Source organism: Paracoccus sp. J55, assembly GCF_000513975.1.
GTDB lineage: Bacteria > Pseudomonadota > Alphaproteobacteria > Rhodobacterales > Rhodobacteraceae > Paracoccus.
Genome location: NZ_AZVA01000023.1, coordinates 35668 through 49640 on the forward strand (window position 1 = coordinate 35668; position 13973 = coordinate 49640).

The 13973-nt window shown below is 71.2% G+C and carries 13 protein-coding genes; 4 read left to right on the forward strand and 9 right to left on the reverse strand.

From position 1 onward, the window contains the following. Positions 1 to 37 precede the first annotated feature (37 nt). The 5 genes from PARJ55_RS0116015 to PARJ55_RS0116035 are packed head-to-tail and all read right to left on the reverse strand — an operon-like array spanning position 38 to position 5898. Positions 38 to 1255, reverse strand: a complete 1218-nt coding sequence (locus PARJ55_RS0116015; protein ID WP_028713961.1) for a class I SAM-dependent RNA methyltransferase — start codon at positions 1253 to 1255, stop codon at positions 38 to 40. Continuing rightward, entirely contained in the window at positions 1252 to 3123 is a 1872-nt protein-coding gene (locus tag PARJ55_RS0116020) for an ABC transporter ATP-binding protein (protein ID WP_028713962.1), read from the reverse strand. The genes PARJ55_RS0116015 and PARJ55_RS0116020 overlap by 4 nt, the downstream gene beginning before the upstream one ends. Beyond that, on the reverse strand, positions 3123 to 4289 hold the full coding sequence (locus PARJ55_RS0116025; protein WP_028713963.1) for a CCA tRNA nucleotidyltransferase: 1167 nt from the start codon (positions 4287 to 4289) through the stop codon (positions 3123 to 3125). Before PARJ55_RS0116025 ends, PARJ55_RS0116020 begins: the two co-directional genes overlap by 1 nt. Beyond that, complete coding sequence (locus PARJ55_RS0116030) at positions 4286 to 4873, reverse strand: CoA pyrophosphatase (RefSeq protein ID WP_028713964.1); 588 nt, start codon at positions 4871 to 4873, stop codon at positions 4286 to 4288. Before PARJ55_RS0116030 ends, PARJ55_RS0116025 begins: the two co-directional genes overlap by 4 nt. Continuing rightward, positions 4873 to 5898, reverse strand: coding sequence for an Hsp33 family molecular chaperone HslO (locus tag PARJ55_RS0116035; RefSeq protein ID WP_028713965.1), 1026 nt, complete (start codon positions 5896 to 5898; stop codon positions 4873 to 4875). The genes PARJ55_RS0116030 and PARJ55_RS0116035 overlap by 1 nt, the downstream gene beginning before the upstream one ends. 219 nt (positions 5899 to 6117) lie before the next feature. On the opposite strand from PARJ55_RS0116035, the gene rpe reads away from it, so the two are divergent. The 3 genes from rpe to PARJ55_RS0116050 are packed head-to-tail and all read left to right on the forward strand — an operon-like array spanning position 6118 to position 8468. Beyond that, the gene (gene rpe / locus PARJ55_RS0116040) at positions 6118 to 6810 is read left to right on the forward strand and encodes a ribulose-phosphate 3-epimerase (protein WP_028713966.1); all 693 of its coding nucleotides are present in this window, start codon (positions 6118 to 6120) and stop codon (positions 6808 to 6810) included. Continuing rightward, a complete protein-coding gene (locus PARJ55_RS0116045) occupies positions 6807 to 7997 on the forward strand; it encodes a 3-deoxy-D-manno-octulosonic acid transferase (RefSeq protein ID WP_028713967.1) in 1191 nt (396 codons plus the stop codon). The genes rpe and PARJ55_RS0116045 overlap by 4 nt, the downstream gene beginning before the upstream one ends. A gap of 51 nt (positions 7998 to 8048) precedes the next feature. Beyond that, the gene (locus tag PARJ55_RS0116050) at positions 8049 to 8468 is read left to right on the forward strand and encodes a DUF1178 family protein (protein WP_028713968.1); all 420 of its coding nucleotides are present in this window, start codon (positions 8049 to 8051) and stop codon (positions 8466 to 8468) included. A 37-nt stretch (positions 8469 to 8505) separates the two neighbouring features. On the opposite strand, the gene PARJ55_RS0116055 is transcribed toward PARJ55_RS0116050, so the two are convergent. The 4 genes from PARJ55_RS0116055 to PARJ55_RS0116070 all read right to left on the reverse strand — a co-directional run bounded on the left by PARJ55_RS0116055 (position 8506) and on the right by PARJ55_RS0116070 (position 12879). Further along, a complete protein-coding gene (locus PARJ55_RS0116055) occupies positions 8506 to 9282 on the reverse strand; it encodes an ABC transporter ATP-binding protein (protein WP_028713969.1) in 777 nt (258 codons plus the stop codon). After that, positions 9282 to 10316: an iron ABC transporter permease gene (locus PARJ55_RS0116060; RefSeq protein WP_036714324.1), complete on the reverse strand. Its 1035-nt coding sequence runs from the start codon at positions 10314 to 10316 to the stop codon at positions 9282 to 9284. Before PARJ55_RS0116060 ends, PARJ55_RS0116055 begins: the two co-directional genes overlap by 1 nt. Continuing rightward, a complete protein-coding gene (locus PARJ55_RS0116065) occupies positions 10313 to 11410 on the reverse strand; it encodes an ABC transporter substrate-binding protein (protein WP_028713971.1) in 1098 nt (365 codons plus the stop codon). The genes PARJ55_RS0116060 and PARJ55_RS0116065 overlap by 4 nt, the downstream gene beginning before the upstream one ends. Positions 11411 to 11472: 62 nt before the next feature. Further along, positions 11473 to 12879: a YncE family protein gene (locus PARJ55_RS0116070; protein WP_051416310.1), complete on the reverse strand. Its 1407-nt coding sequence runs from the start codon at positions 12877 to 12879 to the stop codon at positions 11473 to 11475. A gap of 138 nt (positions 12880 to 13017) precedes the next feature. Between PARJ55_RS0116070 and PARJ55_RS0116075 the strand changes: the two genes are divergently transcribed. Next, a complete protein-coding gene (locus tag PARJ55_RS0116075) occupies positions 13018 to 13854 on the forward strand; it encodes an alpha/beta hydrolase (RefSeq protein WP_232215727.1) in 837 nt (278 codons plus the stop codon). Positions 13855 to 13973: the final 119 nt, after the last annotated feature.

Consider the following 13973-nt stretch of genomic DNA (forward strand, 5'->3'; position numbering starts at 1 on the left):
CGTTTTGTTATGAAATACCACAGAGATTAAGATTTCGCTAGCGCCGGCGGAATTCCGCCGCGGTCTCGACATGCGGCGACCAGCGGAACTGATCGACCACGAAGAGCCGCGTCAGCGCCAGCCCGCCCTCGGCGAGAATCCGCGCATCGCGGGCGAAAGTGACGGGATCGCAGCTGACCCAGGCGAGCCTGCCCACCCCGGAACGGGCCAGCTCGCGCGCCTGCGCCTCGGCCCCGGCGCGCGGCGGGTCGATCACGATTGCGTCATAGACCAGCTCGTCGGGCAGCAGCGGCCGGCGGGCAAGGTCGCGAATCTCGGTCGTGATTCGGCGCAGGCCGGGGCTGCGGCGGGCGGCGGCGTCCAGCGCCTGCAGCGGCGCGGCAAGGCCCTCGACGGCATGGACCTCGGCCGCCTCGGCCAGGGGCAGGGTGAAGGTGCCGCAGCCGGCGAACAGGTCCAGCACCCGGCCGGCGCCGCGCAGCATGTCGCGCAGGGCGGCCAGCAGCGCCGCCTCGCCCTCGGCGGTGGCCTGCAGGAAACCGCCCGGCGGTGGCACGACCTGCGCCCGCCCCATCGGCAGCGCCGGCGGGCGGCGGGTAATGCTTTGGCCGTCCCAGCTGAGCCGCGCCAGGTCGCCCTGGTCGGCCAGCGCCGACAGGGTCTGGAACAGCCCCGGCTCCATCGGCTTGCCGCCGGTCACCGCCACGTCCAGCCCGGCCGGCGTGTCGGTCACGGTCAGCGACAGCTCGCCCGCGCGCGAGGCGCCGGCGGCGACCAGCCGCCGCAGCAGCGGCAGGGCCGACTGGATGGCGGGCCGCAGCACATGGCAATCGGCAATGTCCACGATCACCTCCGAGGCGCGGGCGTGAAAGCCCAGCAGCGCGCCCTTCTTCGTCCGCCGCCCCGACAGCACCGCCCGCCGGCGCGAGCGCGGCGGCGAGACATGCACCCCCGCGATCGGCGCGGAAAGCCCCTGCGCGCGCAGCGCCTCGGTCACCACGCCGACCTTCCAGGCCTTCACGAAAGCCTCGGAGCCGTGCATCAGCGCGCAGCCGCCGCAGGCGCGGTAATGCGGGCAGGACGGGCGCACCCGCTCGGGCGCAGGCGTCACGATGCGCGGGCTGGCGATGCGGCCGTTCTCGGCCTCGCCCTCGATCACCTCGCCGGGCAGGGTCAGCGCCGCCAGCGCGCGGCCCCCGGTCCCGACCGCCACGCCATCGCCCTTGCGGCCCAGCCGCTCGACGGTCCAGATCACTCGGCGGCCTCGGTGGTTTCCTCGTGCTCGTCGGTGCCCAGGAAGCCGCCGGATTGCCGGTTCCAGTAGCGGGCATAGGTGCCGTCCAGCGCCAGCAGTTCGGCATGGCTGCCCTGCTCGACGATGCGGCCGGATTCCAGCACGACGATGCGATCCAGTTCGGCGATGGTCGAAAGCCGGTGCGCGATGGCCAGCACGGTCTTGCCCCGCATGGCACGGTGCAGCGCGTCCTGGACCTGCGCCTCGACCTCGCTGTCCAGTGCCGAGGTCGCCTCGTCCAGCACCAGGATGGGCGCGTCCTTCAAGAGCGCGCGGGCCAGCGCGATGCGCTGGCGCTGCCCGCCGGACAGCTTGACGCCGCGCTCGCCCAGATGCGCGTCATAGCCGGTGCGGCCCATGTGGTCGCGCAGCTTGAGGATGAACTCATGCGCCTCGGCGGCCTTGGCTGCGGCGACGATCTCGTCCTCGGTCGCGTCGGGGCGACCGTAGAGAATGTTCTCGCGCGCCGAGCGGTTGAACATGGCGGTTTCCTGCGTGACCATGGCGATGTTGCGGCGCAGGCTTTCCTGCGTCACGGCGCGCACGTCATGGCCGTCCACCCGGACAGCGCCGCCCTCCACGTCGTAAAGCCGCAAGAGCAGCGAGACCATGGTGGATTTCCCCGCCCCCGAGGCGCCGACGATGCCCAGCTTTTCGCCCGCCGCGACATGAAGGTCCAGGTCGATGATGCCGCCGCCATTGCTTTGCCCCTCGCCGCGGCCATAGGCGAAATCCACGTGGTCGAAGTCGATGCGGCCCTGGACCCGGCCCAGGGTGACGGCATCGGGCGCATCGGTCAGGGCATGGGGCGGGGCAAGGGTCTTCATGCCGTCCTCGACCTCGCCGATCGAGCCCCAGACCCCCATCAGCGCCATGCTGACCCAGCCGGTCATCTGCGCCAGCCGCATGGCGATGGCGCCGGCGGCGGCGATGTCGCCCGCCGTGGCCATGCCCTGCCGCCACAGCAGGATGGTGCCGCCGACCAGGATCACCGGCAGTGCGCCGGCAATGGTCATCAGCGACAGGCGGAACCAGGTGCTGACCCGGCCGAAATCCAGCGCGCGTTCGCGAAAGCCGGCCATGGCGCCAAGCGCGGCGCGGTCCTCGTGCTCGGCATGGGCGAAAAGCTTGACGGTCTTGATATTGGTGATCGTGTCCACGACCTGACCCGTCACCATGGCCCGCGCCGAGGCCCGGCTGGCCGAGCGCGTGCGGATGCGCGGCAGGAAGAAGCGGATCAGCAGCACGTAGGAGCCCAGCCAGACCATCAGCGCCAGCGCGCCCCAGCCGTCGACCGAGACCAGGAAGGCGGCCGAGCCGATCACCGAGGCCAGGGCAAAGGCCACCACGTTGACGAATTCTGTCGCCACGTCGGTCACGGCGCGGGCGGTCTGCATCTGCTTTTGCGCGATGCGGCCGGCGAAGTCGTTGTCGAAGAAGGTCACCGCATGGCCCATGGTCCAGCGATGCAGCCGCGACAGCACCAGGGGCAGGATGTTCGGCCCGATGATGACGCTGGAACTGGCGGTCGAAAGCCCGAAGATCGCCGGGCGGATCAGCAGGAAGAAGGCGGCAAAGCCCAGGATCAGCCCGCCCTGGTCCGCCCAGATCCGGTCCACGGGGGTTGAGACCACCGCGTCGACCACCCAGCCCAGCAGCACGGCCGAGACCACGTCGGCGATGCCTCCCAGCGCCGAGGCCACCGCGGCCAGCGTCAGCCCCGGCCATGCGCCCGACAGGCACCAGCGGAAAAAGGCCAGCAGGCTGCGCGGCGGCGGGCCCTCGGCCGGGCGGAAGGCGTCGATCATGCGGGCGAAGAAATCATGCATCAGGCGCGGGCCTCCTGTTGCAGGGCGATCCGCAGCAGCGCCTCGCGCGGCAGGGTGAAATCGCTTTCGACAAAGGCGTCCTCGGCCCGGCGCAGCGCCTCGCCCAGGGCGGGGCCGGACAGGTCCGGCATCAGGTCGCGGGCGGTCAGCGGGAATTTCGCCCCGGCGCCGCGGGCAAGCTCGTGGCACCAGCCGAAGGCGGGCCTGTCGCCGCGGGCGGCGCGGATCAGCACCGCTTGCGCGGCGCTGGCGCGGCCCAGGCGATAGGCGGCGGCGGGCGCAGGCATGGTCAGCGCCTGCACGATCCGGTCCTGGGTGCGGGCCTCGTCCCGCGACAGGCGCAGCGCCTCGGCCGGGTTCGGCGCGCCCAAGAGCGCCAGCCGGCGCGGCCAGCAGGGCAGGGCGCCGGTGCCGTATTCCCGCTCGATCTCGACCAGTTCCGGCAGGTCGCTGGCATCCGCGCCAGGCAGGACCAGCGGCAGCACCCCCGCCTCGGCCATCAGCGCCACGGCGTGGGACGGGTCGGGGGCGCCGAGCAGCTTGCGCATCTCGTGGCCGATGCGTTCCTTCGAGATGCCGGCAAGCCCCTGGCGCAATTCGCGGCAGGCGGCCAGCGCGTGCAGGTCGGCCTCGCGCCCATACCAGGCCAGCAGGCGAAAGAAGCGCAGGATGCGCAGATAGTCCTCGGCGATGCGCGCGCGCGGGTCGCCGACGAAGCGCAACCGGCGCGCCGCCAAGTCGGGCAGGCCGCCCACCGGGTCCAGCACCTCGCCCGAGGCGGTGGCGTAAAGCGCGTTCATGGTGAAGTCGCGCCGCCGCGCATCGTCCTCGATGCGGTCGGAATAGGCCACGACGGCACGGCGGCCATCGGTTTCCACGTCGCGGCGAAAGCTGGTGACCTCGAAGCCGCGGCCATCGGCGATGACGGTGACGGTGCCATGCTCGATGCCGGTGGGCACCGAGCGCAGGCCGGCCGCCTCGGCCAGTTGCACGGTCTCCTCGGGCCGGGCCGAGGTCGAGATGTCCACATCCGCCACCGGCTCGCCCAGAAGCGCGTTTCGGACCGCACCGCCGACGATCAATGCCTGGGCGCCGCCCGCGGAAAGTGCGGCCAGCACCTGCCCCAGGGCCGGGTCGTCCAGGAAAGGCGCGGTCAGCCGGGTCATGCGGAAAGCCTTGTCGCCAGGGAATGCAGCACGCGGGCGGTGGCGCCCCAGATATAATAGGGCCCCCAGGGGGCGACATAATAGTCCCGCCGCGCGCCGCGCCAGATCCGGCCCTCGATGTGGTAACTGGCCGGATCGGCGACATGGGCGAAGGGGACGGTGAACACTTCCTCGACCTCTCCGGCCTCGGGGATCGGGGTAAAGGGGCCGTGGATCAGCGCCAGCACCGGGGTCATGGCGAAACCGGTGATGGTGCGATGCGGCGGCATGGTGCCCAGCACCTCGACCCGGGCGGGATCGAGGCCCACCTCCTCATGCGCCTCGCGCAGGGCGGCGGCGACCTCGTCGGCATCGCCGGGATCGACCTTGCCGCCGGGCAGGGCGATCTGGCCGGGATGGTGGCGCAGGCTCGAGGCGCGCTTGGTCAGCACCAGCCGCCCGTCCGCGGCGTCGAAGGCGGCGAGCACCCCGGCGGGGCGCAGCGCGACCTCGGCCGGCGCGGGGGCGCCGCCGAAGTCGAAATCGGACGAGGGCCCCGTCGTTCCCGACAGGGCCCGCATCAATGTCTCGCGGATCGCCGTCATCAAAGCGCGGCCCGGTTTTCCCCGGCCCCGGCTTGCGGCAGGGGATTGCCCTCGGCATCCACGGTCGCCTCGAAGCCGAGGCTTTGCGGGTCGAATTCGTAATGCGCGCCGCAGAACTGGCAATCGGCGGTGACGATGCCGTCCTCGTTCGTCATGTGGGCGATGTCCTTGGCGGAATAGATCGACAGCGTGCCGCGCACCCGGTCGGCATTGCAGGAACAGCCGAAGACCAGGTCCTGAACCTCGAAGGCGGTCGGTTCCTCCTCGTGGAACAGGCGGAAGACCAGATTCGGCAGGGGCAGGGCGGGATCGACCAGCTCCATCGCCTCGACCGTGGCCATCAGCATGCTGCTGCGGTTCCAGTCCTCGGATTGCGCGCCCTGCAGGATGTCGGCGGATTGCAGCGTGCCGCCTTCGGGCGCGGCATGGCTGGCGGCGGGCAGGGTCTGCAGCATGATGCCGCCGGCACGCCAGTGCTCCTCGGCCTGGCCGGGCATGCGCGCGCGGCCCACCGTCAGCTCGAAGCGGGTCGGCAGCTGCTCGGACTGTTCGAAATAGGTCTGCGCGCAGGTGGCAAGCGAGCCGCCGGCCAGGGGCGTCAGGCCCTGGTAGGGGGTCGTGCCCTCGCCCTGGTCGATCAGCACCGCGAAATAGCCCTGGCCGAGCTGGTCGAAGCCGGGCAGGCCCTCGTGCAGCCGGTCCGCGTCGAAGCTGGCCCAGGCGCGCATGCGGGCCGGACCGCCCTCGGTCTCGGGGGCGTAATAGTCGGTGGCGATGGTGCGGATGGCCCCGTTGCCGCGCACCTGCAGCGACAGTTTCCAGCGCAGCTTGATGGTCTGGCCGATCAGCGCGGTCAGGGCGGTCAGCTCCGCCACCATGGCGCTGACCGCGACCGGATAGTCGTGGCGCGACAGGATATGTTCGAGCACCGGCCCGAGACGCGCGGCGCGGCCGCGCATGCCCGAGCGCTCCAGCTGGAAGGGCAGCACGCTGTCGTCCCAGGAAAGATCCTTCGTTTCGGTCATTACAAGTCCTTCGGAATGCGGATGCGCGGGGCCGGTGGCGGCCTGGCGCCTTGGTCCCAATATAGGCCCTGCGGCGGAAAGCCCAAGAGGGAAGCCGGGGGCTTCGCGCCCCCGGACCCCCGCGGAGTATTTGGAAAACGGAGAAATGCGACTTTCATGCCGGTTGACGGCCGGCGGGCCGGGACGGTAACCCGAGCGGGTATGTGCAGGGAGCCAGCCATGACGTTCGACCGCCGCATCAAGATCGCGCCTTCGATCCTTTCCGCGGATTTCGCCAATTTCGGCCAGGAATGCCGGGCGGTCGAGGATCAGGGCGCCGACTGGGTCCATGTCGACGTGATGGACGGGCATTTCGTGCCCAACCTGACCTTCGGTCCCGCCATGTGCAAGGCGATCCGGCCGCATATCCGCGGCGTGATGGACGTGCATCTGATGATCGCGCCCGTCGATCCCTATATCGAGGCCTTCGCCGAGGCGGGCAGCGACATCATCACCGCCCATGTCGAGGCCGGGCCGCATGTCCACCGCACGCTTCAGGCCATTCGCGGCGCCGGCGCCAGGGCCGGGCTGGCGCTGAACCCGGGCACGCCCGCCGAGGCGGCGCGGCCGCTGCTTGACGATATCGACCTGATCTGCGTGATGACGGTGAACCCCGGTTTCGGCGGGCAGAAGTTCATCTACAGCCAGATCGAGAAGGTGCGCGACCTGCGCGCCATGATCGGCGACCGGCCGGTGCATATCGAGATCGACGGCGGGGTCGATCCCACCACCGCGCCGCTGGTCGCGGCGGCGGGGGCGGATGTGCTGGTCGCCGGCTCGGCGGTGTTCCGGGGCGGTTCGGTGTCGAACAGCGCACCCTATGGCGAGAACATCCGCGCCATCCGCGAGGCCGCCGAGGCCGCCCTGCGTTGATCTGGCGCGGCGCCACGGCGCTGGCCGGCGGGGCGCTGGATCTGGCCGCGCCGCTGGCCGGGGCGGATTGGCGCGAGCGGCTGGCGCTTTCGGGTCCCGAAGCCGCGCCGGGCGGGATCTGGCTGCATGCGGCGAGCCTGGGCGAGCTCAACTCGGTTCAGGTGCTGGCCGAGGAACTGGCGCGGGATTTTCCCCTGGTGGTGACGACGAACAGCCTGACCGGGCGCGATCTGGCCCGGCGGCTGGGCCATGCCTGCGCGCTGGCGCCGCTGGACGTGCCGCAGGCGGTGGGGCGCTTTCTGGACCGGGTGCGGCCCGCCGTGATGGTCACGGTCGAGAACGAGCTTTGGCCCAACCGCTCGGCCATGGCGGCGGCGCGGGGCGTGGCGCAGGTGGTGGTCGGCGCGCGCATCTCGGCGCGCTCGGCGGCGCGCTGGGGCCGGCTGCCGGGGCTGATCGGGCCGATGCTGGCCCGCATCGACGCGCTTTCGGCGCAGGATGCGGACAGCGAGGCGCGGCTTCTGGCGCTGGGGCTGCGGGCTGATGCGCTGACGCCGCGGCTGAACCTGAAGCTGCTGGGCCCGGCCCGTGTCGATCCGGGCGAGGATGCGCCGGAGCGTTGCCGCACCGTGCTGGCGGCCTCGACCCATGAGGGCGAGGATGCGCTGATGCTGGATGCCTGGACCGCCGCGCGCGCGGCGGTGCCGGAGCTGCGGCTGATCCTGGCGCCGCGCCATCCCCAGCGCGGCGACGCCGTGGCGGCGCTGATCGCGGCGCGCGGGCTGGATTTCGCCCGCCGCAGCCGGGGCGGCGGGCCCGGCGCTCCGGTGCTGCTGGCCGATACGCTGGGCGAGATGGCGCTGTGGTATCGCGCCGCCGGCATCTGCGTCACCGGCGGTTCCTTCGCCGATCACGGCGGCCATACGCCATGGGAGCCGGCCGCCTGGCGCTGTGCCATCCTGAACGGGCCGCATGTCGCCAACCATGCCTGCGACTATGCCGATCTGGCGGCGGCGGGCGGGGCGCGGCCCTGCGAGGCCGCGGCGCTGCCGCAGGCGTTGGCCGCGCTGGTGCAGGACGCCGCGGGCCAGCGCCGCATGGGTGCGGCGGCCCGGGCGCTGCTGCTGGCGCGGGCTGGCAATCCCGCAACGCTGATCGCGCGGATTCGGCGTCTGGCGCGGCCCTGACCTTGTATAAGCCCTTGCGCGGCCCGATATTTGACAGGGAAAGGAGTCGAGATGATCCGCTATGCCCTGCGTTGCGACAAAGGCCATGATTTCGATGGTTGGTTCCGGTCCTCGGACGGGTTCGAAAGCCTGCGCGCCGCGGGCCAGGTCACCTGCACGCATTGCGGCTCGGCCGAGGTGGAAAAGGCGCTGATGGCGCCGCGCGTCGCCCAGCCCCGCGACGAGGCCGCCGACCTGCACAGTCCCCGCAACGACCACGAGGCCGCGCTTGAGAAGCTGCGCCGCCATGTCGAGGAACATTCGGATTACGTCGGCATGTCCTTCGCCGCCGAGGCCCGCGCCATGCATGAGGGGCTGGCGCCCGCCCGCGCCATCCATGGCGAGGCCAGGCTGGAGGATGCCAGGAAGCTGCTCGAGGATGGCATCCCGGTCGCGCCCTTGCCCTTCCGGTCGCGGCAGCGGGCGCATTGAGCGGCCGCCGGGCCTGACGAGCCCTTAGCCCGGCCCCTTAGCCCGGCGCGTGTTCGGCGTCGATCAGCACCATGATGCGGCCGCGCGAGCAACGCTCGACCCTTGCCTCGACGCCATAGACCTCGGCCAGCAGGGCGGGGGTCAGGACCTCTTCCGGGCGACCCTCGGCATGGGTCCGGCCGCCATGCATCAGCACGATCCGGTCGGCCCATTGCGCCGCCAGCGCCAGATCGTGCAGCACGGCGACGACGATGCGCCCCTCGGCCGCCAGGCGCCGCAGTTCGGAAAGCAGCCGCACCTGCCGCGCCAGATCCAGCGCGCTGGTCGGCTCGTCCAGAAGCAGCAGGCGCGGGTCGCGCACGATGGCCTGCGCCAGGCTGACCATCTGCCGCTGGCCGCCCGACAGCGCCGACAGGGGCTCCAGCGCCAGCGCGCCGATGCCCAGCTTGTCCAGCACCGCCATGGCGGTGGCATCGGCCCCGCGCGCGCCCAGCGTGTCGCCCGCGCGCAGCGCCGCGATCACGCTTTCCAGCGCCACCAGCGACGAGCCGGCCGGCAGGCTTTGCGGCATGAAGCCCACCAGCCGGGCGCGGTCGCGCATCGGCACATGGGCCAGGTCCCTGCCGTCCAGCAGCACCTTGCCGCCATGCGGCTGCAGCTGCGCGATGGCGCGCAGCAGCGTGGACTTCCCGGCGGCGTTCGGCCCGGCCAGCACCGTGACCTCGCCCGGGCGCAGCAGCGGCAGGTCCAGCCCTTCCAGCACGCTGCGCGCGCCGTAGCGCACCGAGATGCCCTGCGCCAGCAGCCCCTGCATCAGCGCCGCCTGCCGCGCAGGATCATCGCGAAGAAGATCGGCAGCCCGATCAGCGAGGTGACGAGCCCGACCGGCAGCAGCACGCCGGGCACCAGCGTCTTCGACAGCGTCGAGGCCAGTGACATCACCAGCGCCCCGGTCAGCAGGCTGGCGGGCAGGAAGACGCGGTGGTTCTCGCCCACCAGCATCCGGGCGATATGCGGCCCGGCCAGGCCGACAAAGCCGATCACCCCGACCATCGACACCGCCGAGGCGGCAAGCAGGCTGACCCGCAGCAGCGTCCAGCGCCTGAGGCCGGTGACATCGACGCCGAAGCTGCGCGCCTGGTCCTCGCCCAGCCGCAGCGCCGTCAGCTTCCAGGCCGCGCGGAAGGAAAATGGCACCGAGACCAGCAGGACCACCGCGATCAGCACCACGCCGGGCCATTGCGCCGAGGCGAGGCTGCCCATGGTCCAGAACACCAGCTGTTGCAGCGCATCGGCCGAGGCGACGAATTGCAGCAGCGACAGCAGCGCGGCGGCGGTGAAGTTCAGCGCCACGCCGAACAGGATCAGCACCTCGGGGCCGCCGCCGCGGATGCGGCCCAAGAGCTGCAAGAGCCCCAGCGCGCCGAGCGCGAACAGGAAGGCGTTGCCCGAGACGCTCCAGACCGCCGGCAGGCCGGGCAGGGTCAGGCCCAGCACGATCGCCACGGCGGCGCCGAGCGCGGCCGAGGAGGACACGCCCAGCGTGAAGGGCTCGGCCAGCGGGTTTTCCAGCACCGTCTGCATCTCGGCCCCGGCCAGCGCCAGCGCCGCGCCGACCAGCAGCGCCATGCAGGCCACGGGCAGGCGCACCTCCCAGACGATGACGCTGGTGCCGCGCGCCACCTCGCCGCCGGCCAGCGCCCGCAGCGTATCGGCCAGCGGCAGCCCGGCCGGGCCGGTCACCAGATCCAGCAGCAGCGCCGCCAGCGCCGCCAGTCCCAGCACCCCGACCAGCAGGGCGTTGCGCCGGCCCTGCCGGTGATAAAGCTGAAGCGTCGCGTCGCTCATTGTTCCGGCGTCACCCACCATGTCCCCGGCACGATGACCGGCGAGAAGCGGGCGTTGATCTCGGCCAGGGTGGCGAGGGGATCGACATCCTCGAACAGGTCGGGATGGAAGGTCTTGGCCAGGTATTCGATCAGCGCGATATGCACGGGCGAATCGTTGAACAGGTGCCAGACGCCGGCGGCCCGGCCCTGTTCCACCGCGCGCAGCGACGAGAATCCGGGCGCCGAGATCAGCCTGTCGAAGCTGGCCCGGGCGGTTTGCGCATCGACGCCCGAGCCCAGCACCAGCCCGCCGCGCGCCGCCATATGCGTGCCGCCGGTGGCGATATAGACGTCGGGATCGGCGCCGATCAGGTATTCCAGGCTGACATTGCCCAGCACGCCCTTGACGCTGTCATTGCCGATATTCTGCCCGCCCGCTGTGGTGATGAAGTCATGGAACACCCCGGTGCCGACGGTCGAGCAGCAGTTCTGTGCGGCGGCATGGACATGGAAGAAGACCCGCGGCCGGGTGATGCCCGGCACGGCCAGCCGGTCGCGGATGCGGTCGAGCCGGCTTTCGTAGAAGGTGGCGAATTCCTCGGCGCGTTCCTCGGCGCCGGTCAGCTTGCCCAGGATGCGCAGGCTGGGGATCGAGTTCTCCTGCGGATGCGAGAAGAAGTCGACATAGGCGACCGGGATGCCCGCCGCCTCGATCTGCCGGCGGGCGACCTCCATGCCGGGATCCTTCTGGTCGATCAGCGTCAGCAACACCAGGTCGGGATGCAGCGCGATGATCGCCTCGGCCGAGATGTCGCGATTGCCCGAGCCGATCGGGCGGATGGCGTCGATGGCCGGGAATTTCTCGCGATAGGCCCGCATGGTCGGCTCGTCCAGCGCCTTGTCCAGCCGCCAGCCGGAAACCAGCGCCACCGGATCGTCATGGATCAGGCCCAGCACCGACAGGTGGCGCCCCTCGCCCAGCACGATATGGCGGGCGGGCTCGGGCAGGTGCACCTCTCGGCCCAGGATGTCGGTGGCCACCACATCCGCCGCGGCAGCGCCAAGCGAGGCGATCAGGGCAAGGGCGGCAAGCAGCGGGCGGGTCAGGATCATGGCGGTTCCGTTGGCTCAGGCCGGGGCGCGCGTGGGCGCCCCGGCGGGGTCGGTGCCCCTCTTTACTGCGCGGCGGGGGTGATGCGCCAGATGCGGTCGCCCGCCTCGTCGTCCTCGCCCCGCGACTTGTTGACCGCCCAGACATTGCCCTTGCCGTCGGCGCGCAGCTGGTTCGGATAGCTGCCGGCGTCGAGATTGGCGACGATTTCGCCCTCGGGGCTGACCACGGCGATGGTGCCGGCTCCGCGATTGGCGACATAGGCCAGACGGCTGACCGGCTCGAAGGCCACGTTCAGCGGGCCGGCGCCCACGGCGACGTCATGGATCACCTCGCCGGTCTCGGCCTTGACGATCAGCAGGTTGTCGGTGGCCTGCGAGGCGACGAAGATCAGCCCCTCCTGCGGGTCGTAGGCCACGCCCGAGGCCGCCTTGGCGCCGGGCAGCGGGATCACCTTGACCTCGCCCGAGGCCAGGTCGACCAGCGCCGCCTCCGGCGTGGAGAGGCTGACGGTGACCAGCTTGCCGCCCGCCTCGTCGATGTCCAGCGCCATGGTCGAGAATTCCTCGCCGCGGATCTGCGACTGGATGGTGATCGGCTCCAGCGGCTCCAGCGTCTTGGTGTCGAAGACCTTGATCTCGGGCGTGCCGGTGGCGCTGGCATAGGCGCGGCCGTTGGCCTCGTCCACCACCACGTCGCGGGCATGGGGCACGGCGCCCGGCTCGAACTGCTTGACCAGCGACAGGTCGGATTGCTTGTAGACCGCCGCGGTGTCCTGGCGGGTATTGGTCACCCAGACATGGCCGTTCGCCTCGTCGACATCGACGCCATAGACCGCGAAGACGCCGCCGTCGCTGCCGTCGGGACGGGCGGGCGCGGCGCCGGGCGTGGCCTCGGCCTCGACCTGCAGCGTCTCGGGGTTGATCTTGACCAGCTTCGATTCCTTGACCGGCGGCCGGCCGACCGCGCTGGTCACGAAGGCGGCATTCGCGGCTTCGCTGAACTTCACCTGATAAAGGCCGCGCACCACCGGCTCGCTGGTGACGGCGAATTTCTCGGCGCCGGCGACCGGCACCTCGGGCGAGACCTTCAGCTCGACCACCCGGGCCGAGGCCGGGTTTTCGGTGATGACCACGACCGGCTGCAACCCGGTCTCGGCCTCGGCATCGATGTCCAGCGCGAAGCTGAACTTGCCCTCGGCATCGACGGTGATCGGCTCGGCGTTCAGCGCGGTGGTGCCGCGCATCAGCGTGACGGTCTGGCCGGGGATCAGGTTCTCGCCCTCGATCACCGCCTTGCCGCCCTTGTGGACCGGGGCGCGCTCGGCGCCGCCGGCGCTGACCCGGCCGGCGAAATCGACCAGCGGCTTGGTGAAGACGGTCTCGGCCAGAACCGGACCCGAGAGGACGGAAAGCGCCAGCGCCGCGGCGCCGAGCAGGGCTTGCAAAGGACGGCGGGATTGAATGGCCATGGGAACTCCTGAAGAAAGGGACCGGACTTGGCTGACCACTCGGGCTGGCTCGTGTCAGGCGGCAACCTATATTCCTGACAGTCCTTGTCAATTAAGGCCGGGCAAGGCACAGGGTTTTGTGAACGAAAGGATTGTCGCATGATGTCGCAGCTGGGACGCGTCGGACCGGATCACGCCAGGAAGCAGGCCGAGCTGCGCCTGTTCCAGACCGGGGCGCCGACGCATGTGCTGTCGCAGCAGGTGGTGGCGGTCGGCCCCGGCTACCGGCTGTTCATGGCCGTGCCCAGGGCGCCTGCGCCGGCCGGGGGCTGGCCGGTGCTTTACATGCTGGACGGCAATGCCGCCTTCGATTTCCTGACGCCCGAGCATCTGGCGCTGGCCCCCGGGCTGATGATCGTCGGCGTCGGCTATGACACCGACCGGCAATTCGCGCGCGAGTTGCGGACGCTGGATTTCACCGCGCCGGACGGGCCGGGCGACGGGCTGCGCCCCGACCATGTCCACGAAGGCCGCACGGCCGGCGGCGCGGCGATCTTTCACGACCGGCTGACCGGCCCGCTGCGCGCGGCGGCCGAGGCCGGGCTGCCCGTCGATCCGGCCCGCCGCACGCTCTGGGGGCACAGTTTCGGCGGCCTCTTCACGCTTTACGCGCTGCTGGCGCGGCCGCAGGGCTTTGCCCGCCATGCCGCGATCAGCCCCTCGATCTGGTGGGACGAGGCGCTGATCCGCCGCGTGGCGCAAGAGGCCGCGCCGGCCTCGCTGCCGCTGCTGGTGGCCTTGGGCGACCGCGAGAAGCGTTCGGGCAGCGACGGCCCGCCGCCCGACGGGCCCGCGCCGGCGACCATGCAGTTCGTCGCCGATCTGGCCCGCCATCCCGGCCACCGGGCGCAGGTCCATGTCCTGCCCGGCCATGTGCATATCCAGACGCTGGCCGGCTCCTTCCCGCTGGTCCTTCCCTTTGCGGTCGCGGATTAACCGGATCTTCAGCCTTTCGTGCTTGGCTGTCGGCCGGCAAGGAAAGAGGATTCGGATGGTGTTCGCCAGATATTTCCTGGTTCTGCTGGGGGTGGGGCTGTGCCTGATCGGCGCGGCCT